The following is a 26,636-nucleotide window of genomic DNA, read 5'->3' as shown; positions in this document are numbered from 1 at the left end:
AATTCTGTGAACTAATGAAGCGTTATTCCTAAAGGTTTAACGCTATCTTTGATTTTGTCAAAAGCATTGCGCAACTCTTCTAATGGAATCAGACCAAAATCAAGCGGATCGGCGGGTATTTCAAACCAATCCAACGACCAGATACGAGTCATTATTTCGAACTCGCCGATGATCGCATCAAGAAAAATCATAACGGCTTCAACACGTGCATCCATTTCAAGAACTTCAGGCAGTGCATCCATGTACACAGCTAGCTGGAGACGCCCCTCAATAAGACGGAGTGAGCACCAGTAGTCTTCTATACGGCATTCTTCATCGCCTAGGTTCACACAAGAGGGCACTGGATCACAACGATCATTAAATGCCCTAAACTCTATTCCCCTGAGTGCAGGCGCAGCACTGATCAAACTCAAGACTGAGTGGATAGACTCAGGGTAACCATCACATCCAAAGACCATTTCAACAGGTCCTTCACCTTCTTCACGCTCAAAGTGGAAGGTCAGATTACGATCAATTTTATGCAAAATATCACGGTAATGGTCAAGCAAAAGATCGGCATCAAAATAGGTATCATTTTGACTGTCGAGTAGCTGATCTAATGTTTGCTCAAGTTGCTGCCAAAAAGCAACAATTTGTTCATAATTAACAATCATAAATGTCGATGCTTTTTCAAGTTCTAGGCACAACAACGCCCGTCTGTCCCTGATATTTTCCATTACGATCCCTGTAAGACGTTTCGCAAACTTCATCCGCACCTAAAAATAACATCTGAGCAACACCCTCATGCGCGTAAATACGAGCAGGCAAAGGCGTGGTGTTCGAGAACTCTAAGGTCACATGACCTTCCCACTCAGGCTCAAGTGGGGTTACATTCACGATGATGCCACAACGCGCATAGGTGCTTTTACCTAAGCAAATGGTGAGGACATCACGCGGTATACGAAAATATTCTACAGTACGTGCCAGTGCAAATGAGTTGGGAGGTATGATACAAACATCTGATTTCACATCGACAAAACTGCGATCATCAAAGTTTTTTGGATCCACGATCGATGAGTTGATATTCGTAAAAATTTTGAACTCATCCGCGCAGCGTACATCATAACCATAGCTCGATGTTCCGTAAGATACAATCGGCTGGTCATTTGCGCGGCGCACTTGATTTGGTTCAAATGGATCAATCATGCCATGTTCCATGGCCATTTTACGAATCCAGCGATCTGACTTGATTCCCATACACTCTCACACATTAGGTTTGCTTATATTCAAGCCAACCATTCTAACGCTTTTGACACAAAAAAGCCGCCTCTTTTTACACGAGACGGCTGCTTGTGATCGCTCTAAAGAACGAAGGATTCGTGAACAATCTTAATCATTCAAAACCGAAATCGTCGGCGGCTTGACCGCTTGCGCTTCTTGCGCGTCAACCGAAGCAACCACTTTACGCGCAATAGCGCGATAAATTTGGGCCGCGCGCCCTTCTGGCTCACTGATCACACTGGGCTGCCCCTTGTCCGTTTGTTCGCGGATAGACGCTAACAACGGCAATTGCCCCAGCAAATCTGTTTGATATTCCTGCGCAATGCGCTCGCCGCCGCCTTCACCAAAAACAGCCTCTTCATGACCGCATTGACTGCAAATATGCAGGCTCATATTTTCCACAACGCCAAGCACGGGAATATCGACCTTACGGAACATCTCAATGCCTTTTTTACAATCCAACAAGGCAATGTCTTGAGGGGTGGTGACGATCACGGCTCCCGTAACCGGTACTTTTTGCGAGAGTGTCAGTTGAATGTCTCCCGTTCCCGGTGGCATATCAATCACTAGATAATCCAAATTGTCCCATTTTGTCTGCATAATCAGTTGCTGTAGGGCTCCTGCCGCCATTGGGCCTCGCCATACCATCGGGGTCGACTCTGTAATCAAAAAGCTCATCGACATGGCCTGAATCCCCAAGGCCGTCACGGGCAAAAAGTACTTTTCTTCATCCGATTTTGGACGAACACCTTCTGCAACGCCCAGCATCATACCTTGACTCGGTCCATAAATATCGGCATCCAGGATACCCGTTTTATACCCCTCAGCAGCAAGGGCTAGCGCCAAGTTAACGGCGGTGGTCGATTTACCCACGCCACCTTTACCGGAAGCCACTGCTATTACATGCTTTACACCCATCAGGCCTGGCGGTTTTCCCGCTTGATTGACGACTGACATTTTTTTCTCCCGCTGCTTATGGAAAAGTCGCTGTTTAAATACCCGACAAACTTACTAGGATTTAAGGCCGATATCTAGTTTTTTCAACTGGCTACGCAATAATAATGCTTCAACGACGCACCAAATACACACCACACTCTCGGTGCTCAGTGTAAGGAAACTGATCAAACAAGGCGAAACGCTCAATTCGATGCGTTTGTACAAGCGTTTCTAAATTTTGCTCAAGCGTGTCGGGATTACAGGAAATATATAAAATCCGATCATACTCCTGCACTTGGAGCACCGTCGCATCATCAAGCCCAGACCGAGGAGGGTCAACAAATACCGTCGTGAAGTCACAAGCCTCAAGGTTAAGCCCCTCAACTTTACGTGTTTGTTTTTCACCCCGAAGCACTTGCACAAGGTCTTCAGACGGCATCCTTAAAACATCGATATTGGAGATACCGTTATCGTCAATATTCTTGCGGGCAGCCGCAACCGATGTTTTCGAGATTTCAGTCGCCACGACACGTCTAAAGTTTTGCGCCAAAGGTAAGGTGAAATTGCCATTTCCACAGTAAAACTCAATCAAATCCGTTTGCTTTTCAGCACGCGTCACATCTACAGCCCACTCGATCATTTTCTGACAGACTTCAGCGTTAGGTTGGGTAAAGCTATTTTCAATTTGCTGATAGGAATAGGTTTTACCGTCTATCAACAACTGTTCGGTGACAAAGTCGCGATTAAGAATGATTTTATTCTTGCGTGAGCGCCCAACTATGTCGATCCCAAATAGGTCGCGTAGAGGAGCCACTGCTTCTCGCCATTCATCGCCAATCTTACGATGGTAAAGCAGAGACACTAATAGCTCGCCCGACAAGGTGCTCAAAAAGTCCACTTGAAACAAGCGATGACGCAGCTCATGCACAGGACGAATAGCGTCCAGCAAATCAAACATCACCGATTCAATGCGGGTAGACACCATTGGACACTGATCAATACGGATCGGTTGTTTATTATTACCTGGCTCAAACATGGCATAGAAAAGATCATCTTCTTCATGCCAGGTCCTAAATTCGGCACGCATGCGGTAATGCGTTTTAGAGGATGCAAAGACGTCTAATGCAGGCGGTGAAAATCGAGAAAACTGGGCTTGCGTGCGCTCAGCTTTGCTTTGCAAAAGCGCATCGTACAGGGCAGGATCTACATGTGGAACTGACATCAAGTGCCTCGTGCTGTTAAAAGGCGATAAAAACCGACGATTTTAACAGCACTGCAGCCGGAAACCCAAGGCTATTTCATTTTATAGGCGATGTCATGCGCCATCATTTCCCACTCTGGCAACGCATGGAGCATGTCGATTTCGCGCAAATAATCGCGCGATAAACGCCCACCTAGATTGCACCCCATTGCGTTAAACAAGGGTGGCAACAAGCTATCAGCAACGTGCACCGCCGTTAAAGGTGTGAAATGCTTATCACCGGAGGCTACAGGCACATGGTGGAACAAAACCGCATGAACAATCTCTGGGGAAAGGTTCCAGGTTTCAAGCAAATATGCACCCGTCTGTGCATGCGTACTGCCTAGCACGAGTTTTTCAACAACATACACAGGCTGCCCCAACTCTTGGGCACGAACCATCGCATGATGATACTTTTCTTGATCACCCAGCGCCAACACCAACATGCCAATATCATGCAACAATCCTGCCAATCTGGCTTGGCCTTGAACAATGTTGTCGTATCCACCCAAACGACAGATTTCAGCAGCAAACTGACTGACGATCATTGAGCGCTCGTGAAGTTGTTGGAAGGAAAATCCGCGCCAACGTTCATTTTGACTCAAAGATTGAAAAAGATGTTCGGTCAACACCAAATCTTTAATTGTCCGCATACCTAAGCGACTGACAGCTTCTTTTAAACTATAGAAGTTGGCATTGCCCAGATTAAAGAAAGATGAATTCACCATTTGCAAAATTTTTGCGACCATCGTGGGATCTTTTTCAAGAATCATCGACACTTCGCGCGCGCCCGTTGTGTCCTTCGCCAAAGCTTGGTTAAGCTCATTCAAGACCTGTGGGAAGGAAGGCAGATGCCCTAAGGACATAATATATTGACGCAACTTAGGATCGCCGAGTAACTGCTCGGTTTTAACACCTCGCTGAATAGAGGCCACTAATTGATCATCCGTATAGTCACTTTTGAGTGAACGGTGAGCCACCTCTGTTGCACGGCTGGCCAGCTGCGCATTCATCGCGTCAGATATCAGGATTCTAACAACGCCCGGAAATTCGGAGCGGACACGACATAAAAAGTCGATGGCCTCTCCTTGGCGGGAGTCAGTACGCACAACAAGCACATTAAAGTCGAAGCGATCATCATCCAAAACCTGGAAGGCTTCATCCGTATTAAACACTTGTCGTTGATTTCCGTATGCCGGAAAATCCCGATAGCGCTCTGTGGTGCTCAAGTCACAAAACAACACAAGCAATTCATCAGGCACTGAGTTCATAAAAAGTCCATATCTTAGGTCAGTCGGTAAGAAGGATTAAATTACCACCAAATCGGAAAATTTGAAAGTGTACAGTTCATTAGGTTTTAAAATCAGCGTAGAATCTAAGCATAGTTCCTTTAAATAAAATTTCACAGAGTAAACGATGACTGACCAAGCCCGTAAAATTCTCGTAACGAGTGCCCTACCCTACGCAAATGGTCCGATACACCTTGGCCATATGGTTGAATACATTCAGACCGACATTTGGGTTCGATTCCAAAAGCAACGTGGGCACGAGTGTATTTATGTTTGTGCGGATGATGCCCATGGCACGCCCATCATGCTTAAAGCAGATCAAATGGGAATTTCGCCTCAAGCACTGATTGATAAAGTCAGCCAAGAGCACCAACGCGATTTTTCTGGCTTCATGGTTAATTTTGATAATTATCACTCCACGCACTCTGATGAAAATCGCTATTTTTCATCGCTGATTTATGAGCGTTTGCGTGATGCGGGCCACATTGCACGTCGTACCATTACTCAGGCGTACGATCCTGAAAAAAACATGTTTTTACCCGATCGCTTCATCAAGGGCGAGTGCCCAAAATGTGGCGCAGCGGATCAGTACGGAGACTCATGTGAAGCTTGTGGCGCGACCTACTCACCCACCGAGCTGAAAAATGCCTATTCGGCTGTTTCAGGTGCACGTCCTATCGAAAAAGAGTCAGAGCACTTTTTCTTTAAGCTAGGTGATTTTGAACCCTTCTTACAAAACTGGGTTGATAAGCACGTGCAAGTGCAAATGAAGCACAAGCTTAACGAGTGGTTTGAAGCAGGCTTGCAGCAGTGGGATATTTCCCGTGATGCACCCTATTGGGGATTTGAAATCCCCGGCGAAGAAAATAAGTATTTTTATGTTTGGCTAGACGCACCGGTTGGCTATATGGCCAGCTTCAAACACTGGTGTGAGAAAACAGGCAATGACTTTGATCAATTCTGGTCGCCTGACTCAACCACCGAGCTTTACCACTTTATCGGTAAAGACATTGCGTACTTCCACACACTGTTTTGGCCTGCAATGCTACATGGCTCCAACTTCAGAACCCCTTCCGGCGTGTTCTGCCATGGCTTTTTGACGGTTAATGGACAAAAAATGTCCAAGTCTCGTGGCACCTTTATCATGGCTGAAACCTACCTTAAGCATTTGCGCCCTGAATACTTACGTTACTATTTTGCAGCCAAACTTGGGGCAGGCATTGACGATATTGATCTTAATCTTGAAGATTTCCGTCTCAAGGTGAACGCCGATCTCGTGAACAAGGTCGTGAACATAGCCAGCCGTTGCGCAGGCTTTATTCAGAAGAAATTTGACGGCCAACTCGATTCCACCCTCGTTGAGCCTACTTTGTACCAAGACGCAGTGGCTGCTGGCGAAAGCATTGCCGATGCCTATGAAAAGCGTGAATACGGCCGTGCGATGCGTGAAATCATGCACATTGCTGACAAGGCCAACCAATACATTGACACCGCAGAGCCTTGGGTGTTGGCTAAACAAGAAGGCCGTGAAGCGGAGGTGCAAGCCTGCTGCACATTGGGCATCAACCTTTTCCGTGTCATTGTCAGCTACTTGGCCCCTGTTTTACCTCAGGTAGCTCAAGAAGCGGCTGAGTTTTTAAATATTCAGGATTTAGGTTGGAGTGCGATTGAACAACCTTTGCTCAATCACCGTATCAACAAATTCAAGCCACTGATGCAACGTGTTGAACCCGAGGTGATTGAAAAAGTGATTGAGGATTCTCGTCAAGACTTACTGAAAACCCAGCAAACCGCACCTGCAGCCAGTAAAACGGCTTTACAGCAAGAGCCAATTGCCAGTGAAATCAGCTTTGATGACTTTGCAAAAGTTGACTTACGAGTGGCCAAAATTGCCAAAGCCGAAGCGGTAGAAGGTGCTGATAAGCTATTAAGACTGACGCTAGACCTTGGTGGGGAAACACGCAATGTGTTTGCAGGCATCAAATCCGCTTACCAACCCGAGCAACTCGAAGGTAAGCTCACCGTTATGGTTGCCAATCTTGCACCCAGAAAGATGAAGTTTGGTGTTTCAGAAGGCATGGTATTGGCCGCGGGTCCCGGTGGCAAAGACATTTGGATTCTAGAACCCCATGAGGGCGCACAGCCAGGCATGCGCATTCGTTAAGCGTTAAAGAGGTCGGCATGAGTCGCAAAGATTTAAAAACAGTTTCTGATCGACAAGCGATTGACGCGTTCATTCAACAGGTCAACAGCTTACCAAAAGTCCATACATCAGAAGGTGGTCGTTTAATCTTTGCACTGGATGCTACCGCAAGCCGTGAAGCCTCTTGGGATCAAGCTTGCCAACTGCAAAGTGAACTCTTTTTAGCCACCCAACACTTGGGTGGCTTAAGTGTTCAGTTAAATTATTATCGGGGTTTTGGCGAGTTCGTGGCGAGTGAGTGGCTGCGCAACACCCAAGATCTCTTGCAACGAATGAATGGCGTGTCCTGCCTAGGTGGACACACTCAGATTGAAAAAGTGTTAAAGAACGCGCTTAAAGAGACACGAATCACCCCCGTTAAAGCCGTTATACTGATCGTAGATTCCTGCGAAGAACCCGTTGATCATTTGTGCCAACGTGCGGGCGAGCTGGGCATGTTACGGACCCCTGTTTTCATTTTCCATGAAGGCCACGACACGGATGCCGAACGCGCCTTTCGTCAAATCTGTTCATTGTCTGGCGGTGCTTACTCACCCTTCGATGCCAACAGCCCATCCGTGCTTAGGGATCTTTTGAGTGCAGTTGCGGTCTATGCTAGTGGTGGGCCAAAAGCACTGGAACAATTCACCAAGTCGCAAGGTGCCCATATTAAACGCCTCACCCAACAACTGGGTCGATAGGAGCCTTTAGTGAGTCCCGCAAGTTTCTTTTTTATCTGTGCAAGTCTCTTGGTTGGCTTTTTTTGGATTAAAGCCCACCCACCCCAACAGCGCGCCAAAGGATTGATCAAACTTCTATTGGTGTTTTTAGCACTGATCATTGTCTATTTAAGCCTGACCGGACGCGTTCATGTCCTCGGTGCTTTCCTAGGGTTGTTTATACCTTTTTTGCAGCGTCTTTTTCCTTGGCTTATTCGCTTGGTACCTTTCCTAGGTGTCTGGCTCCGCAAGCGAGCCTCTAAAAAGGCAAGTAGCACAGCAACCGGTAACAGCTCAAAAGTAACCACTGCGATGCTTGAAATGACGCTAGAACACGATACAGGCTTGATGTTTGGTCGCGTGTTGCAAGGCGCTTTTTCTGGGCGTCAGCTTGACGATCTCAACGAACAAGAGTTTCTTCAACTCTTAACAGACTTCCGCGCACAGGACTTTGATTCGGCACGACTATTGGAAACCTATCTGGATAAACGCTTTGGCGACTCTTGGCGTGACGATGACGTGCAAGAAGACACCAATGCTCAACAGATTGATTCTGGAAACCTGTCGGAGCAAGATGCATTTGATGTCTTAGGCTTGTCTCCAGGAGCATCTAAAGAAGAGATTATTGCTGCACATCGACGTTTAATGCAAAAAATGCATCCTGACAGAGGTGGAAGCACATGGCTTGCTGCGCGCATCAATGATGCAAAACGTATTTTATTGCATAAGTAGTCTAGCAACGACGTCGCTCCGTATGACATGAAATAGAAAGACAAAATGACGGAGCGATGATGAAAACCACCCTTGATGCATTACACAAAAACGCAATTCGCATTCGTGAATTAAGGCTCAGATCCCTTCAGTGTGAGCTTTACATGGTCAGCGTAGTTGACGATCTGGGCCAAGAACATCGAGTGTGTGATCAACAGGGATCACCCCTGAGTTTTAGAAGCCAACTTGCCGCAAAGAAACCTTTTAAAGGACTGGGCGTCGCAAAAACGCTGTTGGTGCATGACAGCCCATACAACGAAATGATTGGCGTGAGTCATGGCAAGGTTGACGCGATGGTTGTTGCAATAGCAAACCCTGATCAAGACTATTCTTGACCAGGGTTGATCCGGTAAGGCTTAAGGCACCGGCAAGCGTGATCCTGCGCGCCAAGGCAAAGCATCACCCGCGGGGTACAGGACTAAACCATTGTGCCCATAACTTGGGTGGAACCCTTGTAACTGCAAAACACCGTCCTCCATGTGCCTGAAGAAAAGCGTATCTTGCCGCCCGCCCTCTTCAGGACTGTCCACAGACACGATAACACGCCCGCCCGACATCATCTTCCAACTGCCCGCACTTTTCGTTACGGGTTGATCATTCAGATAGTCTTCGGTCATTTCAAACTGCCCATCGACACTTAAGTTCACCTGAATATCGCGGGTTGTAATGTCGTCGGATAAACGATACGACTGGTTCAAGTACAGGCGCTCTAAGTCTCCACGTTTTGCACAACCCATCAAGCTTTGGCGATCAAACTGTGCATAGGCGGTCAGACCAAACCAATTGTTTTCATCATCCACACACGCCTCTGGCTTAATCTCAAGATTAAGACGGTGCGTGCGGCCGCTGTTTAACTCAATTTCAGCATCCCAAATCCACGTATTTCCAGAGCGCATGGGTTGAGCGATTGGAAATTTCACACTGCGCAAAGACTCATACAAGTGCACAACGATATCGGTTTCGGTCAACTCTAGCACCCAATCCGGACTTGTGCCTCTGACGCGCATATCCACATCAGGCAGGCTGTTTTCGCATGAGGTTGGATGCGTTGACATATAGCGTAATTCGCTGACATTTACGCCATCCTGACTCGGCCTGGCTAGCCACTCAACGTATACAGGTCTGAGATCGCTGGTTAAGCGCGCATCAAACAGACGATTAAGCCCCCAAGGGGTTCGACTTACCGCCTGCCATTCAGTGGCATGACAAGGCTTAAATTCATACCCTTGAGTGTCCGATGCTTTAAGCCAACCACGTTGATACTCGGCTCCCCCCGATGACGGAAGACCCGACATCGTGGCACAGCCCGACATAACGCCCGCTAACAATACGAATGCAGCCGAGCGATATTGACAAATTTTTGCTGTAGTTTTCATATATAACAACACCTATCCCTGCGACCCCAAGACAGCCTAGCCGTATAGACTGCGTCGGAGTGAACGACTAACGAATGCGCCCTTTAAACACGGGGCTGTTTAATTCTTATGAAGATCTGCAAAGATAGCACGTAATTGCTGCAATTGTGATCTTCGTGTTTCTCGCCCTGCTTTTTTCTCATTCAGTTGAGCTGGCTGTATACACAGAATCCGCTCATAGATTAACCGGATGTCGGACAAAGGCAAGGCTAAGACCTGAGCTAAACGCTCTGGGTTCAATACAAATCGTCTGAGTTCCAGCACACTCGATTCGAGACTGCGTTGCTGCTTGATAAATCCCTGAATGCGCTCATATTCCCTTGAAGATAAAGACACCTTCACACCTGCGTACTGTAAGAGCAAAAAGAACATCACCGGAGGTAACGCCGTGTAATACCGCCCAACCTTAATCAGCAATTGTTCGAGAAACCGCTCTTTGAACGCCTCGATGCATGATACAGTCGCATGAGACAAAGGCATGTACATCATAACGGGCCACTCAGCCGTCACTGAGTCACGCTGATCACCCAGACGCAATGGAAAAAACCCTTGCCGTCCCCAAAATCTGAGTAAAGCAGGTGTCGAACCAAAGCTGGTCGCGCAATAATCCAGAGCAAGTGCGTTCGCCTGCTGAATAACCTGCTTAAGCAGTATTGCACCATATCCTTGGGACTGCAGTGCTGGATGTATCGCAATGCGCATCACCCGCCAACCCTGATGGTCTTTCGCCTCTAGCCAGCCTTCGTGCGCTATCAGTGTTTGAGTGATTAAGTTACCTTTAGGGCGTCGAGTACCTTGCCAAATCGCGCTTGCCAAGTCGTCATCAATCCCTTTCTCAAGCACTAACAAGGCGACGCCAACCACCTGCTCCTCGCTCTTCATGACCATAAACGAAAGGCCAGGGCCGTCCAGCATGATCCTAACATCCCCCGGAGTCGTGCGATAATGCGCATCGATTAGTACGCCCACCACTTCACGTAACAGGGTTTCCGATTGGCACAACTGATCCGCATCCAGCCATTCACATACGGGAGAAAGACTGTCGGGCCTCTTGCTCATCTCCGATGCTTGCGCATCCAGCAACAAGGTTTGATTAAGGAGGTTTTCTAAGGGGTCATCAGCCGCCCAACGCACGGGATGAGTGAGCTTTAAATCTAACCAATTGGGCCGACGCTCACTCAAGGTCTTTAAAAACCTCAACGCAAACCCTCGCCCCTGCCCTTCGTATCCTTTTAAGGTTGTAATAAAAACGATGCGCTTGTATGCCGCAAGAAAAATCGCCAATAGCTCAGCCGGGATAGCAGCAGCTTCATCGATGACAAGAACATCGGCTTTTGGACAGGTTTCACTCAGCTCTACAGGATGGCAATAATTGATTTGCAGTGATGGATCAGAGCCGCTCGTGTCTTTTAATGAATTCGCCCAGTCAAACAAGGTCGATGTGGAGCGCCGTTCAGGAGCAGATACTAAAACAGTTAAGGGTGCAGACTGTGCCAAACACGCCAGTGCACGCCCAACCAATGCGCTTTTTCCTCGCCCTCTGTCAGCTGATACAACCACGCAGGCCGATGGCTTGGATAGGCGGGACAACAAAGCGGTGAGCGCTAAGTGTTGTTCGGTTTGGATTTGCGTCTGCTCTTGACCCGCTTCTGGGTTAGGGCTTGCAGGCTTAAACACACGATAGGAATCGGCGTCATGACCAAAATTCTGGCCAGAAGGCTGCGTAGCCTGCAATAAATGCGACTGCAAGCGCGTTAAAAAAAGCCCCTTTACATCTTCTTGAGTATAACCGCTTGCACAAAAATTCAGGTACTCAGGATCTAAATACCCTGGCCAGTCAGCGATAGGAGGCGTTAAGAGGATCAGCACACCGCCGCCGATTAAAGTCCCGGCCAACTGAGCAAATACATTGGGATTAAAGCCTGCGTGAGCGTCATAGATGAGGCATTGTGTTTCCTGACCTAAGTAGCGTGCGGATTGCCGAACATCTATGCCTTTTAGGCCGCATAAAGACGTGTTGGACACCAAAAGAGTCTGAGACACATCCAGATTCAACATCGGCACAATTCGACTTAATCTAACATCACGTTCAGAGGTTTGGCATGGCACCCAAATGAGCTGTCGATGCTTGGCATGGGTACTGGGCAACAGTGGCATTTCAACTAGACTCACAAGTGCTTCACTCACAGCGTCAAACCGATGGATGTTAAAAAATGAAAAAACCGAACAGCGAATATCAAAACGAAAAGCTTTCGCTGGAATCTCGCTTAGATTACTCTGTTGGTTTGCATTTAGTACTCTGCCGAGACTTTTCTTGCAACATAATAACATTTTCCGGAGTCAAGAATGATAGACCTCTATACTTGGGGAACCCCAAATGGCTGTAAAGTCTCCATCATGCTCGAAGCCTGCCGCCTCCATTATTCAGTGCACCCAATCAATATTCTCAAAAATGAGCAGTTTAGTGAGCATTTTTTGAAAATCAGCCCCAACAACAAAATCCCCGCGATTGTTGACCCAGATGGGCCGGATGGACAGCCGATTACACTCTTCGAAAGCGGTGCCATCCTCCAATACCTTGCGGATAAAACCGGGGAGTTTTTACCCTCCTCAGGTGCTGAGCGTTATGAAGTCTTACAATGGTTGAACTGGCAAATGGGCGGCTTTGGCCCGTTTCTTGGACAAGCCCATCATTTTAATCGCTTTGCACCAGAGCCCGTTCCCTATGCGATAGATCGCTACAACGCTGAGGCTGCTCGCTTATGGAAAGTTCTTAATACTCAGTTATCGGGTAAAGCCTTTGTGGTCAATGATTTAACCATTGCTGACTTTGCCATTTATCCTTGGGCCTGCCGTTACGAATGGCAAAACATCACTTTGAGTGACTATCCCAATGTTCAAGCCTGGATGGAGCGCATGGCAAGTCTTGCCTTTGTTGAACGGGGCATGCAAATTCCTTAATGCACCCAAGGTAGGAGCAAGGATTGTTGCTCCTACCTACAGGGTTAAAGTGAATTGAGTCGACTCACTAAACTGGCGGGTAACGAGCCCTGACGTAGGCGCAGTTTAGGCAATAATTCCTCTTTTAGGAGGCTGGGCAATCGCACGTCCTTTAAGCCAACCACTGACAAATACTCTTTTAGATATAGAGGGTCTGCAATGTCTTCTTGATGCAATACTTGCCAAGCTAAACGGGCAACATACAAAAGTGCTACACGTTGCAAGATCCCATCAGGGATACGCTCTGGGTGAGCAAACTCTGGAAAGTCCTGATACTCAATGGTGCCTGACACCCTCTCTGGCAACTGCCAAGCCCTTAACAACTCAGCCCCCATCACATGAGTATTCATGCCCTCGAAGACACTGCCTAATTTTGGATTGATTGAGGTGAGCAACTCAATCACCAACAACCCCATGTCTTGCAACAAGCCAAGCGTCGCCATTTCAGCGGGTTTACCCAGCCCTGTCACTTGAGACAACGCAAAGGCGATGTGCGAAATCTCAACAGAGCGTATATAAATTTCATTAAACTTCAGTGTGTCTGGAAAGCATTGTTTAATGCTGCCCGCCATGATGATCTGATAGACGCTTTCAAAACCCAACAAAGCAATCGCATGTGTGACGTCTGAAACCTTATGGCTAAGGTTAAATTGCGCTGAGTTAATGGTCTTAAGCAGAATACTCGTTAGGGTTGGATCATTTTTGGCAAGATCAACCACTTCGGAACGCGTCGTTTTCTCATCAATCAGCTTATTTAACAGCTCAGCTGAAGACACTGGCAGCTTAGGCACGCGCTTAATCACCTGCTTCACTATATCGCCTTTCAGAAACTCATTACGCTCGGCTAACTTTGCCGACAACAAAGCCTCTTCAAGTCGATATTGCTTATGAACAAGCTCACGTATTTTAACCGTATTCATGTGCAATCTGTGTGACTGCTGCTGTTGAATTTGTCGTAAAACGAACAGCTGGACATCGACGGACAATGCCATCAAATGCTGTCGTGAAATTCTTAAAATTCGCCCTGATTTGACGGCATACACACAGGTATGATGTGTTCCTTCAAGATCAAAGTTAGGTCCCAAAATCCATTGTCCGTAACTAAAAAACTCACCCTCGTCGGATTCAAAAAGCCCATCGAGAACGATAAACAATGAATGATCAACACTGCCCGATTCGAACAGCACCTCACCCGCACTGAGCTGAATGGGCTCTAAATCCTTCCATAGCGCTACTAAATGCGTCGTACTCAGTCCTTCAAATAGCATTTTGGCTTCTGAGGGAGGAGCCGATGTGACGTACGTGGCTTGCGGTGCATTCGCACTCTTGGTAACGAGGTCTGTCGTTTGCTTCCAGCGATTTAACATGAAGAGTTCCTTTTAAAATCCATATTAAGATTATATTACTTACCTATACGTAAGTCCCTTTTCTTTATCTAGGTTTAGAATTAAATCTTCATGTTATGATGTCGGTCATTTTTAATCATTGCAGACCCATGAGTGTTCTATGAGCAAGATCGTGATTGTTGGAAGTGGCCCTTCGGGTTGCTTTCTAGCCAACGCCCTCATCAAAAAGGCACCGCATCTTCAAATCGATATTCTTGAACAACTGGAGACCCCTTTTGGTCTTCTGCGTTACGGTGTTGCGCCCGATCATTTAGTGACCCGCAAACAAGAGCAGATGTTTGAGCGCTTAATTCAGCATCCCAATATTGCCCTAAAGACCTCGGTAAAGGTTGGGCAGGATATAGACTACGAACAACTCAAGACCGACTACTCACTTGTGGTCTTTGCAACAGGCGCATCACAAGACAAACCCTTACGTGTGTCAGACGAAGAGTTAATGGGGGTTTGCGGTTCTGGCGCTTTTGCCGCTTGGTACAACGGTCATCCAGACTTTGTTGACTGGCAACCCAACCTTGGTAATAGCGTCATTATCATCGGCAATGGCAATGTCTCGCTCGATATTGCCAGAGTCTTAGCCAAAACACCTGAAGAGCGCAAAGACTCCGTCATGCCCTTGCATGTTCAGGACTATTTGGCCAAGCACCCCGTCAAGCAGATTCGCATCATTGGTCGACGCGGGCCCATCGATGCAAAGTTCACTACAGCCGAACTTACCGAATTAGACAGTCTGAGCCAAGCCAGTCCTTGGCATTCAGCCCCTACCGATTTCGTGTCACAACTGAACGATTTACCGATATCCCAACAAAAAATGCTCCAGCAGCTCGGTGACTACCACCGCCCTCAGAATGACAACAAACCCATCTCAATTGAATTTTTGTTCAACCTAAGCCTTAAAGCGTTGAGCGGGACACAGGACAAACAGCTGAGCCATGCTACTTTTGAGCGGACGGATTCAACAAACGCAGAGCCAACCTCTTTTGAAGTCAACACGCTGATAGGGGCCATTGGGTATACGGCTCAACCCATACCTGGAGTGCCTTTTGATGCAGACAATGGAATATTTGCTCATACTAATGGACGTATAGACGCGAATGTCTATTGTGTGGGATGGTGTAAACGAGGGCCTCAAGGCGTGATTCCCGTTAACCGTGCCGATGCAATGGCACTCGCCAAAACCCTGTTCATGGACCACCCAGAGGTGTTTGCGGAATAAACAAACCGACTTGGGTTGATCTAACAATCCTTATAAGAAGAGATAGCCTATGCTGATTAATCCCCACAACTCCTGCCTGCTCGTGATCGATATTCAGGAGAGAATGCACCCTGTGATTGACCAAGCGGATGCTCTATTAACGCATGCCATTTGGTTAATTGAAGTGGCTCAAACACTTTCGATTCCGACGCTCATTTCCGAGCAATACCCCAAGGGGCTCGGGCATACCGTCAGCGATATTCAGTCCTTACTTCCCGCTAGCAGCGTTATGGAAAAAATACATTTTTCCTGCGTTGCAGACGAAGGCTGCTCAAGATTACTGGATGAGCGTTTTGATCAGTTTGTGATTGTGGGGGCCGAAACGCACGTGTGCGTGTTGCAAACCGCCATCGAATTAAAAATGCGCGGGAAAGACGTCTTTATTGTTGAAGAGGCGGTCGGATCACGAAACCCTCGGGATAAAGCGCTCGCACTTGAACGCTTTCGCCAATGCGGGATTTTCATTGTCAGTCGTGAAATGGTGGCTTTCGAATGGATGCGAAAAGCCGGAACGGACCAATTCCGGCACGTCAGCAAAACCTTTATCCGTTAATCACGGATTCAAAAAGCTCAGTTTTTGAAGTAAGGGTTGCGGTTGAATCACGCCATGGACGGCCAGATCCTTACGCTCAACCCCCTTCCCATCAAAAAAGACCAAAGCAGGCGGACCAAACACCTGGTATTCACGGTACAGGGCTCGTGAATCCGCAGAGTTGTCCGTCACATCGACTTTAATAAGCGTAAAGTCTTTAAGTGCATCCACCACACCGGAATCAACAAAGGTAATGTATTCCATTTCAGCACAGGTCACACACCAATCAGCATAATAGTCGAGCAGTACCTTTCGATTTTCCTCTTTTGCGGAGACCAGCAAAGGCTCCAGCTCAGCCAGAGACGTAACACGCGTAAAGGATAAGGGGCTTTCCATCTGTGCCGATGCTGTATTCGTGCCCATCAAGCTCGCTTGCAAGGGGTAGAGTAGGCTCCGCGCACCTGACAACACCCCCAAAATCAGCGCCACCCCATAAACGAGTAACACGACACCGACACCCTTCCAGAACTGGCTAGCCCCCGTAGGATGCTCCAGACGATCGAGCGCTTTTAAATACACCGCCGTAATAATCAGAATCAACGCCGTTAAGCTCATGGTGACACTGGTTGGGACAATGCGATCCAGCATCCAAACGGCCAACAACAACAGCATTACACCAAAGCCCGCTTTGATAGACTTCATCCAAGCACCGGCCTTGGGAAGGAATTTCCCCGCAGAAGCCCCCACCAATAACAGTGGCACCCCCATCCCCAACGACATTGCAAACAACGCCGCCCCGCCCAACAGAGGGTCACCCGTTTGGCCTATGTAAATCAGGGCACCCGCCAAGGGAGCGGCCATACAAGGCCCAACGATCAGTGCCGATAGAAAGCCCATGATCGCAACCCCAGTCACCTGCCCTCCTTTTTGCCCATGACTTGCTTGACTTAAACGCGTTTGAATCGAGGCAGGCAGCTGCAGCTCGTAAAAACCGAACATCGACAGCGCCAGCAACACAAACAACACGCTGAACACCGAAATAACCCAAGTGTTTTGAAAAGCAGCCTGTAAATTCGCGCCAAACAGTCCCGCCAAAACCCCCGCAAACGTATAGGTCACCGCCATGGCCAACACATACACCGCTGACAAGGACAAAGCTCTTAGCGTCGATAGTTTTCCCTGCCCTGCAATGATACTGGATAAAATCGGAATCATGGGGAACACACAGGGTGTAAAGGATAAAGCAATGCCCGCTACAAAAAAGGCCCCCAGAATCAGCCCAAAGCTCCCACCGGCTAAAACACGGGTAAACCGATCATGCTCAGAGAGACTGGTAGCATCCGATACAGGATCTGACGGCACTGACAAGGTTGGGGAGGAGGACCAACTTAAACCACTGGCCAGTGGAACCTGACTGACAGGGATCTCTTCGGTGACGGGCGGATAGCAAATACCGCCTTCCCAACAGCCTTGGTAGGTCACTTTGATTGAGGCCTGCCCTGCAACATCCTCGGTTGATCGCCCAAATAACATTTGAGCCTTAGCGGTGTTGTACCACACATCCACCTGACCAAACAAAGCATCGTCTTTGGCCACCCCTTGCTGACGTATCTCATCAACAATTTCGATCCCATCACTCAACTGCCACTTTAGATGGTCTCGGTATAGGTAGTAGTCCTTTTCAATCGCCCACTCAAGATGCAACTCGCCTATCTCACTCAGGGTCGCTTGCATTTTGAACGCTTGATCAACCGGCAATGGCTCCTTTTGAGACGCCCCACCCCACAATGAAATCTGCGCCTGTGCAAACGAAGGAATCAAGGCAATGAACATAAACAACACAAGAAAAGCGCGTATGGCCGCCAACGAACCTAAATGCTTAGACAAAATTAAATCCTTCAACCATGCATGAAAATGGAATGTATATATGACTTTTTAGCCCGTTAATCGTTCCAATAGTTTAAATTATACTTTTTCCTCTTATATGGTGCGATGGGATATGGTAAAAAGAGACCCATCCACTTGAGTGGAACTAAGTACTTGTCAGCTATCAGGAACCCGAGATGAGCGATACACGCCTAGAAGACCTTAGTATTGAATCCATTAAGCCAATTATCACCCCGCGTGAGCTTAAGGCCCAGTTGCCTATCCCTGAGGCCGCGGTAAACACGGTGATCACAGAGCGCCAAATCGTAAAAGACATCCTTGACCGCAAAGATAAGCGTTTAATGATCGTCATTGGCCCCTGTTCTATCCATGATACCGACGCGGCGCTTGAGTATGGTCGTCGCTTAAAGCAACTGGCTGAAGAAGTAAAAGATTCAATCTATCTCGTGATGCGTGTGTATTTTGAGAAGCCAAGGACCACCGTCGGCTGGAAGGGTTTGATCAATGATCCCCACATGAATGATTCTTTTGATATTGAAGAAGGTCTTCATGTTGCGCGTAAATTGCTGATTGATCTTTCAGAAATGGGGCTTCCGTTAGCCACCGAAGCACTCGACCCTATTTCCCCTCAGTACATTCAGGATTTAATCAGCTGGTCAGCCATCGGCGCTCGCACGACGGAGTCTCAAACTCATCGTGAAATGTCATCTGGCTTGTCATGTGCTGTTGGCTTTAAAAATGGCACAGACGGTGGACTTACCGTCGCCATCAATGCCATGCAGTCTGTAAGCCACGCACATAACTTTTTAGGTATTGATGAAGACGGCAAAGTATCGATCGTCAGAACTCGCGGCAATAACTACGGCCATGTTGTGTTACGTGGCGGTGATGGCAAACCTAATTATGATTCAGTGAATGTTCGTATCTGTGAGCAGGCGCTGGATAAAGCCGGTTTGCAGAATAACATTATGATCGATTGCAGCCATGCGAACTCCAACAAAGATCCGTCATTACAGCCCCTAGTGGCTGAAAATGTGACCAATCAAATCATCGAAGGGAACAAGTCGATTATCGGCCTGATGATTGAGTCGAACCTCGAATGGGGCAACCAATCCATTCCTGCGAATCTTTGCGATCTTAAATATGGTGTTTCTGTCACAGATGCCTGCATTGACTGGAAAACAACGGAAGACAGTATCCGTATGATGCACGCCAAGCTTAAAGACGTGTTACCCAATCGCTAAGAGTGGATAACATCGCACAAATAATTAAGGGGCTCATTGAGCCCCTTAATTATTGAACGAATACACAAAAGACTTAATCGACAAAGGCTCGCTCAATCACATACTCAGCGTTCACGCCTTGACGCGTTTCCTTGAACCCCCACCCGTCCAACACAGACGTGGTGTCTTTCAGCATCGCTGGGCTGCCACAAATCATGAAACGGTCTTCTTCAAGATTTGGTTGTGGAACACCTAGATCTTCAAATAGCTTTCCTGAGCGCATCAAATCCGTCAAACGTCCTTGATTCGCATAAGGCTCACGCGTCACCGTTGGGTAATACAGAAGCTGTTCACGAATGTACTCACCAAAAAACTCATTTTCAGGCAGCACGCGTGTAATGTCATCTTGATACGCCAACTCAGAAACATAGCGTACTCCATGCACCAGAATCACCTGCTCGTAGGCATCATAGACTTCGGGATCTTTGATGATGCTCATAAAGGGTGCTAAACCTGTCCCCGTGGCCAGTAGATACAAACGCTTACCTGGGAGAAGATAATCGGTTAACAATGTTCCCGTCGGCTTGCGGCTGATGATAATTTCATCACCTGGACGTATTTGTTGCAAACGCGAGGTTAAAGGACCGTCCGCCACTTTAATGCTGAAGAACTCAAGGTTTTCTTCATAATTCGCACTTGCAATACTGTAGGCACGCATCAACGGTCGACCTTCGACTTCCAACCCAATCATGGTGAAGTGCCCATTTTTAAAACGAAAGCTTTGATCTCGTGTCGTTTTAAAACTGAACAAGGTGTCATTCCAATGCTGAACTTCTAACACGCGTTCTTTTTGCAAGTTTGACATGTGCCTAACCCTTATTAACCTAATCTAATTAAAGCCATTGTATCCCGACTCACAAAATCGATAAAATGAATTAAATCTCTTAAGCTTATCGATGGGATCAATATGAAGTACACACTTCGACAGCTGGCTGTTTTCGTCGAAACAGCACGACATGCCAATATCAGCAAAGCCGCAGAGCATTTGCATTTATCGCAATCGGCCGCCAGCAGTGCCCTCAAAGAATTGGAATCGCAATACAACATCCAACTCTTTGACCGTGTGGGTAAGCGTTTGTTGCTCAATGATCTCGGACGCGCTCTACGCCCAAAAGCGCAAGCGCTACTGGATCAAGCGGAAGCTCTCGAACATGATTTATTACGCCAACGTCTCGCCGCCCGATTAACGCTTGGCGCGACCTTGACGATTGGCAATTACTTGGCCGTAAAACTCCTGCTGGCCTATCGCAGCCGATACCCAAACTCGGATATTCACTTAGACGTTGACAATACCCAACATATTATTGAAAAATTGGTCAACTTTGAACTGGATGCTGCCATGATTGAGGGCGAGATCAGTCATCCAGAACTGGATTTAATCCCTTGGCAATCGGACGAGTTGATTGTTTTTTGCGCCCAAGACAACCCACTAGCCTTAAAGCATGAACTCACTGACCTTGACCTCATCAACGCACAATGGATTTTACGTGAGCCCGGCTCGGGAACACGCCAAACCTTCGATCGTGCAATGCATGGCTTATTGAGTGAACTGTCGGTTTCACTTGAGCTGCAACACACCGAAGCCATCAAAGAAGCCGTCAAAGCCAGTGATCAGATTGGCTGCCTTTCTCGGATGACCTTGGTCGAAGAATTGAAGTCAGGGCGCTTTTGTGAACTTAAGATCCCTCATCGAACCTTTGATCGCATGTTCTATTTAGTCGTTCACCATGACAAGTTTCACAGCCAGGCCATCGATCAATGGATGGCCTTGTGCCACGAGCTAGGGCCTAGTTTTTCGACTTTAGGTTGAAAGAAGAGCTGTGCTTTGATTTCCAATGGAAGATGGGAAAGCACTTTCTCAACACGCTCCTGCATTCCCTGCATTTGCTCAATCTTATCAATTTCTATACGCACCTCTAACAATAGATAGCTGCCCACTTTCGCCATTTTGCACTGAAAAGGCTTTATCCCTAATCCATGCATGGCTTGATGCACTGAGTGACGCAGACTCGGACTCGGAGTCATGAGTAAAATTTCATTAAACCCTTGCACCATCATACGCAGAGGAACAGCGATAAAATAGACTGAAGCCAAGAGCACCAATACTGGATCAACATAGACTGCAAATGAAGCGTACTCGGTGTAACTCAACCCCCAGGACAACAAAAACCCAATCAATACCGTTGCACTCAGTAGACTGTCCATCAACCACTGTTTTTCTTCGGCTAAGATTAACGCAGATGAATGCTGTTCATTTGAACGCTTTAAAAACTGCCATGTGATTAAACAGCCAAGTAAACTGAACAATGAAAAGATGATTGCTAAGCTCGCCTCGACTTCTCGCCCACCGTTGTGAATTGTTTTGATTGCACTCACCAATGACACCACACACACCAAGGTGATGACGGAGCCCTTAATGGCAATAGCCAATGGCTCTGCCAAGATCCGACCAAAGTTATACGTCTTATCTGCTGGCGACTCTGCCCAACGTAATGCCGTTACTGATAATAGCGACAGCGCTAAGCTGACAAACGAATACGCGCCATCAAAGAGTATCGCTAAAGACCCTGACACGATCCCCCATACAATTCCCAGCAGTGCAAAGACACCCGATACAATGGCTGAAAACACTAAGGTTGATCGTTCGGAAACCGCTTTAAAACAAAACATGATTTACACTCATCATAGAGATTTATAATTTATTCATCCGCATTCTAGAGCTTGCGAAAGGATATGAATAATCACTAAGCGACGATATAATCGTCGCTTATTTGAATACAGGGTGATGTTGTATGAGACCTTCTCAAGCGGAAGTCTTTCTTGCAGTTTTAGAAGAGGGATCGATTGCAGACGCTGCGCGTCGCTTGCATCGCAGTCGGACGACACTCAGTGCACTGCTGGCCAGTTTGGAGGACGATCTGAATGCGTGTTTATTTGAGCGCTCAGGGAAATCGATTACGCCGACAGACTTGGCTTGGGCAATTCAACCTGATGCGATTCGATTGCTTCAAGCTTACCACCAAATTGTTCGACGCTGTGAACTCGAGCGTGGCGGGATTGAAACAACTTTGCGTCTGGCGCGCGACGACTCATTGCCGGAAGCTTTCTGGCTTGAAGCGATGAGAACATTAAAAGATCGTTTTCCCATGACCGGCATCTCTGTTTACCTAGCCCCACCGCAGGAGTTACCCACGCTCGTTGCCAATCAGACAGTCGACATCGCGTTTGGACTGAACTTAACGAAAGTAATCGACCCCAATGTTTACTTAGAGCCGCTTGCGGGCCTTAGATTAATGATGATTTCATCAATCAACCACCCCCTCGCCCGTTTACCTGAAATTCAACGCGACGATTTGATTGCACACACACAAATCACGCTGGCATTTGTGGATCATGAAGAAGAGCTAGTACCGGACGTGATTTTAAGCACGAATTATCTTGCGCTAACCCAGTACGAACTCATTCGTGATGCCGTCGACGCAAATGCAGGTTGGGCGTGGTTACCCCAACCCTTAGTCAGCTCCGAAAGCATCGGAACCCAGTATAAAGTACTGAAAACGGCAGAAGGACTCCTCTGGAAGGACTTCTGTGGCTTCCACTTCTCATCCAATACCAAAGGTAAAGTCGTCTTGAAGCTTGAGGAAATCCTGGCCAGCTATCTCAGTCAGTTTCATTGAGTTCAGTTTACTTAGCGTCAGCCACCTGCCGCTCCAACTCTGCCACCAGTTCAGGCGTCAACTTCAACTGGACAGCAAGCTCTTTCAAATAGACTCGCTCCATATAACTTTGCTCATCAATGACCAAAAGACTGGCTAGATACATTTCGGCGGCCATTTCTGGGGTTTTAGCAGAGGCAGCAACCTCCGCGGGATCAAGCGGTTTTTTCAGTTCAGCATCAACCCACTGCACCATGGATAAATCTGCACCCTGTTGCTCCAACGCTTGATCAATCAATTCGCGCTCACGATCATCTATATGGCCATCTGCTTTGGCCGCACCAATCAATGCCCGCATCACCGCTTGGCTATGCACCTCAACTTCTGGCGCAGGCAACCGATCCAATGTTTGGGGCTCTGCTACAGTCTGACCTGCTAGCGCCTGCTGTTGTTGCCAGTTGCCATAGGCCTTGTAGGCCATCACTCCTAATGCGGCTAGACCACCATAGGCTGCAACTTTCCCTCCCATTTTTCGCGCTTTTTTACTCCCTAACAACAGCCCCAAAGCACCACCTCCCAATGCTGCACCTGTTTTGCCAGACAACAGCCCTCCAAGCTCATTGGGCAGTTTATCTTTAACACTCGAGAGCGACGAGGACTGTTGATTAACCAGCTCAGTCCCTTTTTTCAACAACATATCTAAAAAATTCGACGTATTCATCCTTTACCCCACTTGTTTTTAAGCATGCATGTACGTTAACCAACAAAACCTTCAGCTTCGACAAGGAAGCATCAAAGATGTTCAGAGGATAGTCTGAATTTTTGAATAAAAAACGTTGGCAAGGTTTGCATTCATAGGGGTTAGCTGTTCTCGAGAATGTATGCACGAAGCTGACGCTCCTCTCGCATGACATAGAGGACGAGAACCCGCTTCTCATCCTCACGATAAAAAATACGGCAAGGTGGAACAACTACCTCCCGGTATACCGAATTAGGGAGTTCTGGAGGAATCCGTCCGGATTGAGGAAAATCTTCCAAGCGCTCGGTATTATCAATAACGTCCTGAACAAGATGACTTGCAGCAACAGGATTATCCAGAGCAATGTACTCAGCAATGACATCCAGTTCTTGAAGCGCAGGCTCCGTCCAGATTACTTCAGCCATTTACTCATTTTCTCCTTGGCATCATTTTGGCTGTACGTTCTTCCTTCAAGTACAGCACGCTCTCCTCGTGAGAGTCCTTCAAGCAACTCGAGGCGACGTTGCATAAACTCGTAATCCTGCACATCGACAAGGTATGCGGATGGCTGACCATGCTCGGTGATCAGTACCGGCTCTTTAGACTGGTGCAGGTCAGCCAAGATTTTCGTAGCTTGGCGCTTAAGGTTTGTAACAAGTTCAACTTTCATGGGATCACTCTGAATCAGACCAGTAGTATCACTATAGTATCACTTCTCAAGGGTGGCAAGGTGCTAGGTGTAACTTGCCGTTTCTTGCAGCAGGATAATAGAGCAGTTCACTCAGCCAACTTTCTACAGAGGTATCAAATGCGATGGAAGATAGAAAATCGAACCTCCATTTCGGGACTAGTTCCCGCTCGGCCATTCAGTATAGTACTCAACGTTTTACAAGATCGACCTATCGCAACCCGAGTAAGTCCATATCCTTTGGTCCTGTTGCCGTATCAACTATATCTTCTGGCTATAGCCTCCATCTCTCATTTCATGAAAGAAAGTCCCAATCATTGATATATGTGTCGCCTTTGCGTGACTGCTCACCGCCCTATCGGGCGATGCTTCCAACGTCGCAGGCCGTAACCGATACGTGATCGGATTTACACAGCCTCAGTTGGCAGGAACGGACAGTCCTTCCGCTCGTAAATGAATCAAACCTTGCTGGCGGATATTGATCGCGGCATTGATGTCACGGTCTATGTCGGTAGTGCCGCAGGCAGGACAATCCCACGTGCGAACAGCCAGCGATAACGATGCGATTTTATGGCCACAGCACGCACAGGTTTTGCTGCTAGCAAACCACGGATCAATCTTCACCAAGTGCTTACCTGCATGCATCGCTTTATACGTTAACTTCTTGATCAAACTATCCCAGCTTACATCGGCAATGTGCTTGGCAAGCGTCCGATTTTTAAGCAGGTTTTTGATCTTTAACGTCTCAACAATCACCGCTTGGTTATCGTCAATGAGTTGTCGAGACAGTTTATGCTGATAATCAGCACGGGCGTTGGTCAGGCGCTCATGCGCCTTGGCAACGAGTAATCGCGCTTTCGCCCAGCCCCGACTGCCTTTTTGGCAGCGTGAAAGGGCTTTTTGCTTGCGCCGCAGATTAGACGCGGCCTTCTTTAGGAACCTCGGATTAGGCGTTTTAACGCCCTCAGAGGTCACACACAAATCAGTTAAGCCCATATCAATACCGATCACACGATCTAGGACCCGTGTCGGTGCGGGCGCGATGGCGCCATCATCGGTGAGGATTGAAGCGTAGTATTTACCGGCGGCTGTGCGGCTGATCGTAATGCTGCGGATTGATCCGTTCAGTTCGCGATGAATTCTGGCCTTAATCGAAGACATCTTTGGGATCTTAATCCAATCAGCGCCCGCACTCACACTGGTGCAGTGGTAACTGGATTGTTTGCTACGTTTAGATTTGAAGCGCGGGAACCGTGCTTGCAACTTCGGGTTGAAAAAGTTCGTAAACGCCGTATCCAGGTTGATTACGGCCTGCTGCAACGCCATGGAATCGAAATCTTTTAGCCAGTGGTATTTACGGGACTTTTTTGCCACCGCCAGTAAAGGCTTGATGTCACGCTTAGCCCGCAAACTCACGCCATGGCGTTGATACTGGCTACGTATAATCCAGAGCGCTTTGTTATAACAAAAGCGCACAGCGCCGAACTGCTGGTTTAAAAAACCAGCTTGATCGGGTGTTGGATAAATACGGACTTTGGTGGCAGTTATCATGTTCACATTATACCATAGACATTAACAACGCGTTGCGTTGTGCGCTTTCCTACCCAAAGGGCACGATGTCACCGCCCGATTGGGCGATGGTTCTCGCGCTATTTTGCTGAACGCCTGCTTAACCTGCATTACGTTCATTGGCGCACTTTTTGCTGAGGAGAGCAGCCACGACAAGCAAAAAGTGTGACAATAGCAATGTCAGGTTGAAGCAGTTGTTAGCTTTTTTTAATACTATTTAGTTTCATTATTTAAAAACCAGATAATATCTACTTCATTTTTTTCTCAAAACGAAAGAAATCAGCGAAATAATCAGTTTCAGGAAATTGTTCTGCATCTTCTTTTTCATTCGGATCTTTATGATACTTATTATAATACTCTACAATGTGAAAACCGCATTTATTAACATAGAAATGTATATTCCGTTTATCAAAGTATGGCGTATGAGTTTCCCATACTTTAGTATCGGGGTATAGATTTTCAATTGAACTCCATATCAATCGTCCTAAACCTTTACTATGAATTCCTGTTTTAACATACAAAAAATCAAGATGATTGTGTTGTGTTTCGTTACTGATCACAACGACTGCTCCTCCAACTAATTCTCCATCAAGTATTGCCCCATAAGCAAAAGAACCATTAGAAGAGAGAGAATTATCAATATCCTTTTCAGGAAGTATTTCTGTGTTAATATCACTAAATTCATCAACTGCACCTTGTTGAAAAGACTCTTGCATATCTTTTTTAAATTGTTTTAAGTGTTTAGGGGCAAGGGGAATCAATTTAAAAGTCATGCAGTATTCTCCAAGTAAAATGCTTCTTTAGTGTAACCG

At 47.2% G+C, this 26,636-nt stretch carries 26 protein-coding genes; 10 read left to right on the top strand and 16 right to left on the bottom strand.

Features of this window, described 5'->3' with window-relative positions; all coding sequences use genetic code 11:
* Positions 1-11 precede the first annotated feature (11 nt).
* From D791_RS12695 to D791_RS12675, 5 genes are all read right to left on the bottom strand, one after another.
* Entirely contained in the window at positions 12-653 is a 642-nt protein-coding gene (locus D791_RS12695) for a hypothetical protein (RefSeq protein WP_036512263.1), read from the bottom strand.
* A 16-nt stretch (positions 654-669) separates the two neighbouring features.
* On the bottom strand, positions 670-1,236 hold the full coding sequence (gene dcd / locus D791_RS12690) for a dCTP deaminase (protein WP_036512261.1): 567 nt from the start codon (positions 1,234-1,236) through the stop codon (positions 670-672).
* Between the two features lie 132 nt (positions 1,237-1,368).
* On the bottom strand, positions 1,369-2,217 hold the full coding sequence (gene apbC, locus D791_RS12685) for an iron-sulfur cluster carrier protein ApbC (RefSeq protein ID WP_081763859.1): 849 nt from the start codon (positions 2,215-2,217) through the stop codon (positions 1,369-1,371).
* Between the two features lie 109 nt (positions 2,218-2,326).
* Positions 2,327-3,418: a tRNA (uridine(54)-C5)-methyltransferase TrmA gene (trmA, locus tag D791_RS12680; protein ID WP_036512257.1), complete on the bottom strand. Its 1,092-nt coding sequence runs from the start codon at positions 3,416-3,418 to the stop codon at positions 2,327-2,329.
* Positions 3,419-3,489: 71 nt separating this feature from the next.
* Entirely contained in the window at positions 3,490-4,707 is a 1,218-nt protein-coding gene (locus D791_RS12675; RefSeq protein WP_036512255.1) for a response regulator, read from the bottom strand.
* Between the two features lie 145 nt (positions 4,708-4,852).
* Here D791_RS12675 and metG point away from each other — a divergent pair, with 145 nt between their 5' ends.
* From metG to D791_RS12655, 4 genes are read left to right on the top strand one after another with little or no spacing between them, the layout of a single operon-like run.
* The gene (gene metG, locus D791_RS12670; protein ID WP_036512252.1) at positions 4,853-6,889 is read left to right on the top strand and encodes a methionine--tRNA ligase; all 2,037 of its coding nucleotides are present in this window, start codon (positions 4,853-4,855) and stop codon (positions 6,887-6,889) included.
* A 17-nt stretch (positions 6,890-6,906) separates the two neighbouring features.
* Entirely contained in the window at positions 6,907-7,608 is a 702-nt protein-coding gene (locus D791_RS12665) for a hypothetical protein (RefSeq protein WP_036512250.1), read from the top strand.
* A gap of 9 nt (positions 7,609-7,617) precedes the next feature.
* On the top strand, positions 7,618-8,358 hold the full coding sequence (locus D791_RS21490; RefSeq protein ID WP_051514498.1) for a DnaJ domain-containing protein: 741 nt from the start codon (positions 7,618-7,620) through the stop codon (positions 8,356-8,358).
* Between the two features lie 59 nt (positions 8,359-8,417).
* Positions 8,418-8,732 carry a DUF6482 family protein gene (locus D791_RS12655; RefSeq protein WP_036512247.1) on the top strand — a complete coding sequence of 105 codons (315 nt, stop codon included), beginning with the start codon at positions 8,418-8,420 and terminating at the stop codon, positions 8,730-8,732.
* A gap of 21 nt (positions 8,733-8,753) precedes the next feature.
* Here D791_RS12655 and D791_RS12650 read toward each other — a convergent pair whose 3' ends face one another.
* Together D791_RS12650 and D791_RS19065 are read right to left on the bottom strand one after the other, a co-directional pair.
* A complete protein-coding gene (locus tag D791_RS12650; protein WP_036512244.1) occupies positions 8,754-9,773 on the bottom strand; it encodes a hypothetical protein in 1,020 nt (339 codons plus the stop codon).
* 99 nt (positions 9,774-9,872) lie between these two features.
* Positions 9,873-11,999: a tRNA(Met) cytidine acetyltransferase TmcA gene (locus D791_RS19065; RefSeq protein WP_162149945.1), complete on the bottom strand. Its 2,127-nt coding sequence runs from the start codon at positions 11,997-11,999 to the stop codon at positions 9,873-9,875.
* Positions 12,000-12,158: 159 nt separating this feature from the next.
* On the opposite strand from D791_RS19065, the gene D791_RS12640 reads away from it, so the two are divergent.
* A complete protein-coding gene (locus D791_RS12640; RefSeq protein WP_036512241.1) occupies positions 12,159-12,773 on the top strand; it encodes a glutathione S-transferase family protein in 615 nt (204 codons plus the stop codon).
* A 44-nt stretch (positions 12,774-12,817) separates the two neighbouring features.
* Here the strand turns inward: D791_RS12640 and D791_RS12635 are convergent, their stop codons facing one another.
* On the bottom strand, positions 12,818-14,179 hold the full coding sequence (locus D791_RS12635) for an HDOD domain-containing protein (protein ID WP_036512238.1): 1,362 nt from the start codon (positions 14,177-14,179) through the stop codon (positions 12,818-12,820).
* Positions 14,180-14,318: 139 nt separating this feature from the next.
* Between D791_RS12635 and D791_RS12630 the strand changes: the two genes are divergently transcribed.
* On the top strand, positions 14,319-15,431 hold the full coding sequence (locus tag D791_RS12630; RefSeq protein WP_036512235.1) for a ferredoxin--NADP reductase domain-containing protein: 1,113 nt from the start codon (positions 14,319-14,321) through the stop codon (positions 15,429-15,431).
* Between the two features lie 49 nt (positions 15,432-15,480).
* Positions 15,481-16,023: a hydrolase gene (locus D791_RS12625; protein ID WP_036512233.1), complete on the top strand. Its 543-nt coding sequence runs from the start codon at positions 15,481-15,483 to the stop codon at positions 16,021-16,023.
* On the opposite strand, the gene dsbD is transcribed toward D791_RS12625, so the two are convergent.
* Positions 16,024-17,889 (bottom strand): protein-disulfide reductase DsbD, encoded by a 1,866-nt coding sequence (gene dsbD / locus D791_RS12620; protein WP_237748639.1) that lies wholly within the window; start codon positions 17,887-17,889, stop codon positions 16,024-16,026.
* A 176-nt stretch (positions 17,890-18,065) separates the two neighbouring features.
* On the opposite strand from dsbD, the gene D791_RS12615 reads away from it, so the two are divergent.
* Positions 18,066-19,133, top strand: coding sequence for a 3-deoxy-7-phosphoheptulonate synthase (locus tag D791_RS12615; protein WP_036512230.1), 1,068 nt, complete (start codon positions 18,066-18,068; stop codon positions 19,131-19,133).
* A 73-nt stretch (positions 19,134-19,206) separates the two neighbouring features.
* Here D791_RS12615 and D791_RS12610 read toward each other — a convergent pair whose 3' ends face one another.
* Positions 19,207-19,977: a ferredoxin--NADP reductase gene (locus D791_RS12610; RefSeq protein WP_036512227.1), complete on the bottom strand. Its 771-nt coding sequence runs from the start codon at positions 19,975-19,977 to the stop codon at positions 19,207-19,209.
* A 102-nt stretch (positions 19,978-20,079) separates the two neighbouring features.
* Between D791_RS12610 and D791_RS12605 the strand changes: the two genes are divergently transcribed.
* Complete coding sequence (locus D791_RS12605; protein ID WP_036512225.1) at positions 20,080-20,982, top strand: LysR substrate-binding domain-containing protein; 903 nt, start codon at positions 20,080-20,082, stop codon at positions 20,980-20,982.
* On the opposite strand, the gene D791_RS12600 is transcribed toward D791_RS12605, so the two are convergent.
* The gene (locus D791_RS12600; RefSeq protein WP_051514496.1) at positions 20,928-21,842 is read right to left on the bottom strand and encodes a cation diffusion facilitator family transporter; all 915 of its coding nucleotides are present in this window, start codon (positions 21,840-21,842) and stop codon (positions 20,928-20,930) included. The genes D791_RS12605 and D791_RS12600 overlap by 55 nt on opposite strands.
* 122 nt (positions 21,843-21,964) lie before the next feature.
* Here D791_RS12600 and D791_RS12595 point away from each other — a divergent pair, with 122 nt between their 5' ends.
* Positions 21,965-22,849, top strand: coding sequence for a LysR family transcriptional regulator (locus D791_RS12595; RefSeq protein ID WP_051514495.1), 885 nt, complete (start codon positions 21,965-21,967; stop codon positions 22,847-22,849).
* 7 nt (positions 22,850-22,856) lie between these two features.
* Here the strand turns inward: D791_RS12595 and D791_RS12590 are convergent, their stop codons facing one another.
* From D791_RS12590 to D791_RS12570, 5 genes are all read right to left on the bottom strand, one after another.
* Positions 22,857-23,549, bottom strand: coding sequence for a tellurite resistance TerB family protein (locus D791_RS12590; RefSeq protein ID WP_036512222.1), 693 nt, complete (start codon positions 23,547-23,549; stop codon positions 22,857-22,859).
* 140 nt (positions 23,550-23,689) lie between these two features.
* Complete coding sequence (locus D791_RS12585; protein WP_036512220.1) at positions 23,690-23,992, bottom strand: type II toxin-antitoxin system RelE/ParE family toxin; 303 nt, start codon at positions 23,990-23,992, stop codon at positions 23,690-23,692.
* Entirely contained in the window at positions 23,980-24,237 is a 258-nt protein-coding gene (locus D791_RS12580; protein WP_036512217.1) for a type II toxin-antitoxin system Phd/YefM family antitoxin, read from the bottom strand. Before D791_RS12580 ends, D791_RS12585 begins: the two co-directional genes overlap by 13 nt.
* A gap of 435 nt (positions 24,238-24,672) precedes the next feature.
* On the bottom strand, positions 24,673-25,806 hold the full coding sequence (locus D791_RS12575; protein WP_036512214.1) for an RNA-guided endonuclease InsQ/TnpB family protein: 1,134 nt from the start codon (positions 25,804-25,806) through the stop codon (positions 24,673-24,675).
* 266 nt (positions 25,807-26,072) lie between these two features.
* On the bottom strand, positions 26,073-26,597 hold the full coding sequence (locus D791_RS12570; protein ID WP_036512212.1) for a GNAT family N-acetyltransferase: 525 nt from the start codon (positions 26,595-26,597) through the stop codon (positions 26,073-26,075).
* Positions 26,598-26,636: the final 39 nt, after the last annotated feature.

This window comes from Nitrincola nitratireducens (assembly GCF_000585235.1).
GTDB lineage: Bacteria > Pseudomonadota > Gammaproteobacteria > Pseudomonadales > Balneatricaceae > Nitrincola > Nitrincola alkalisediminis.
This window is presented reverse-complemented; position numbering and strand designations above follow the sequence as displayed.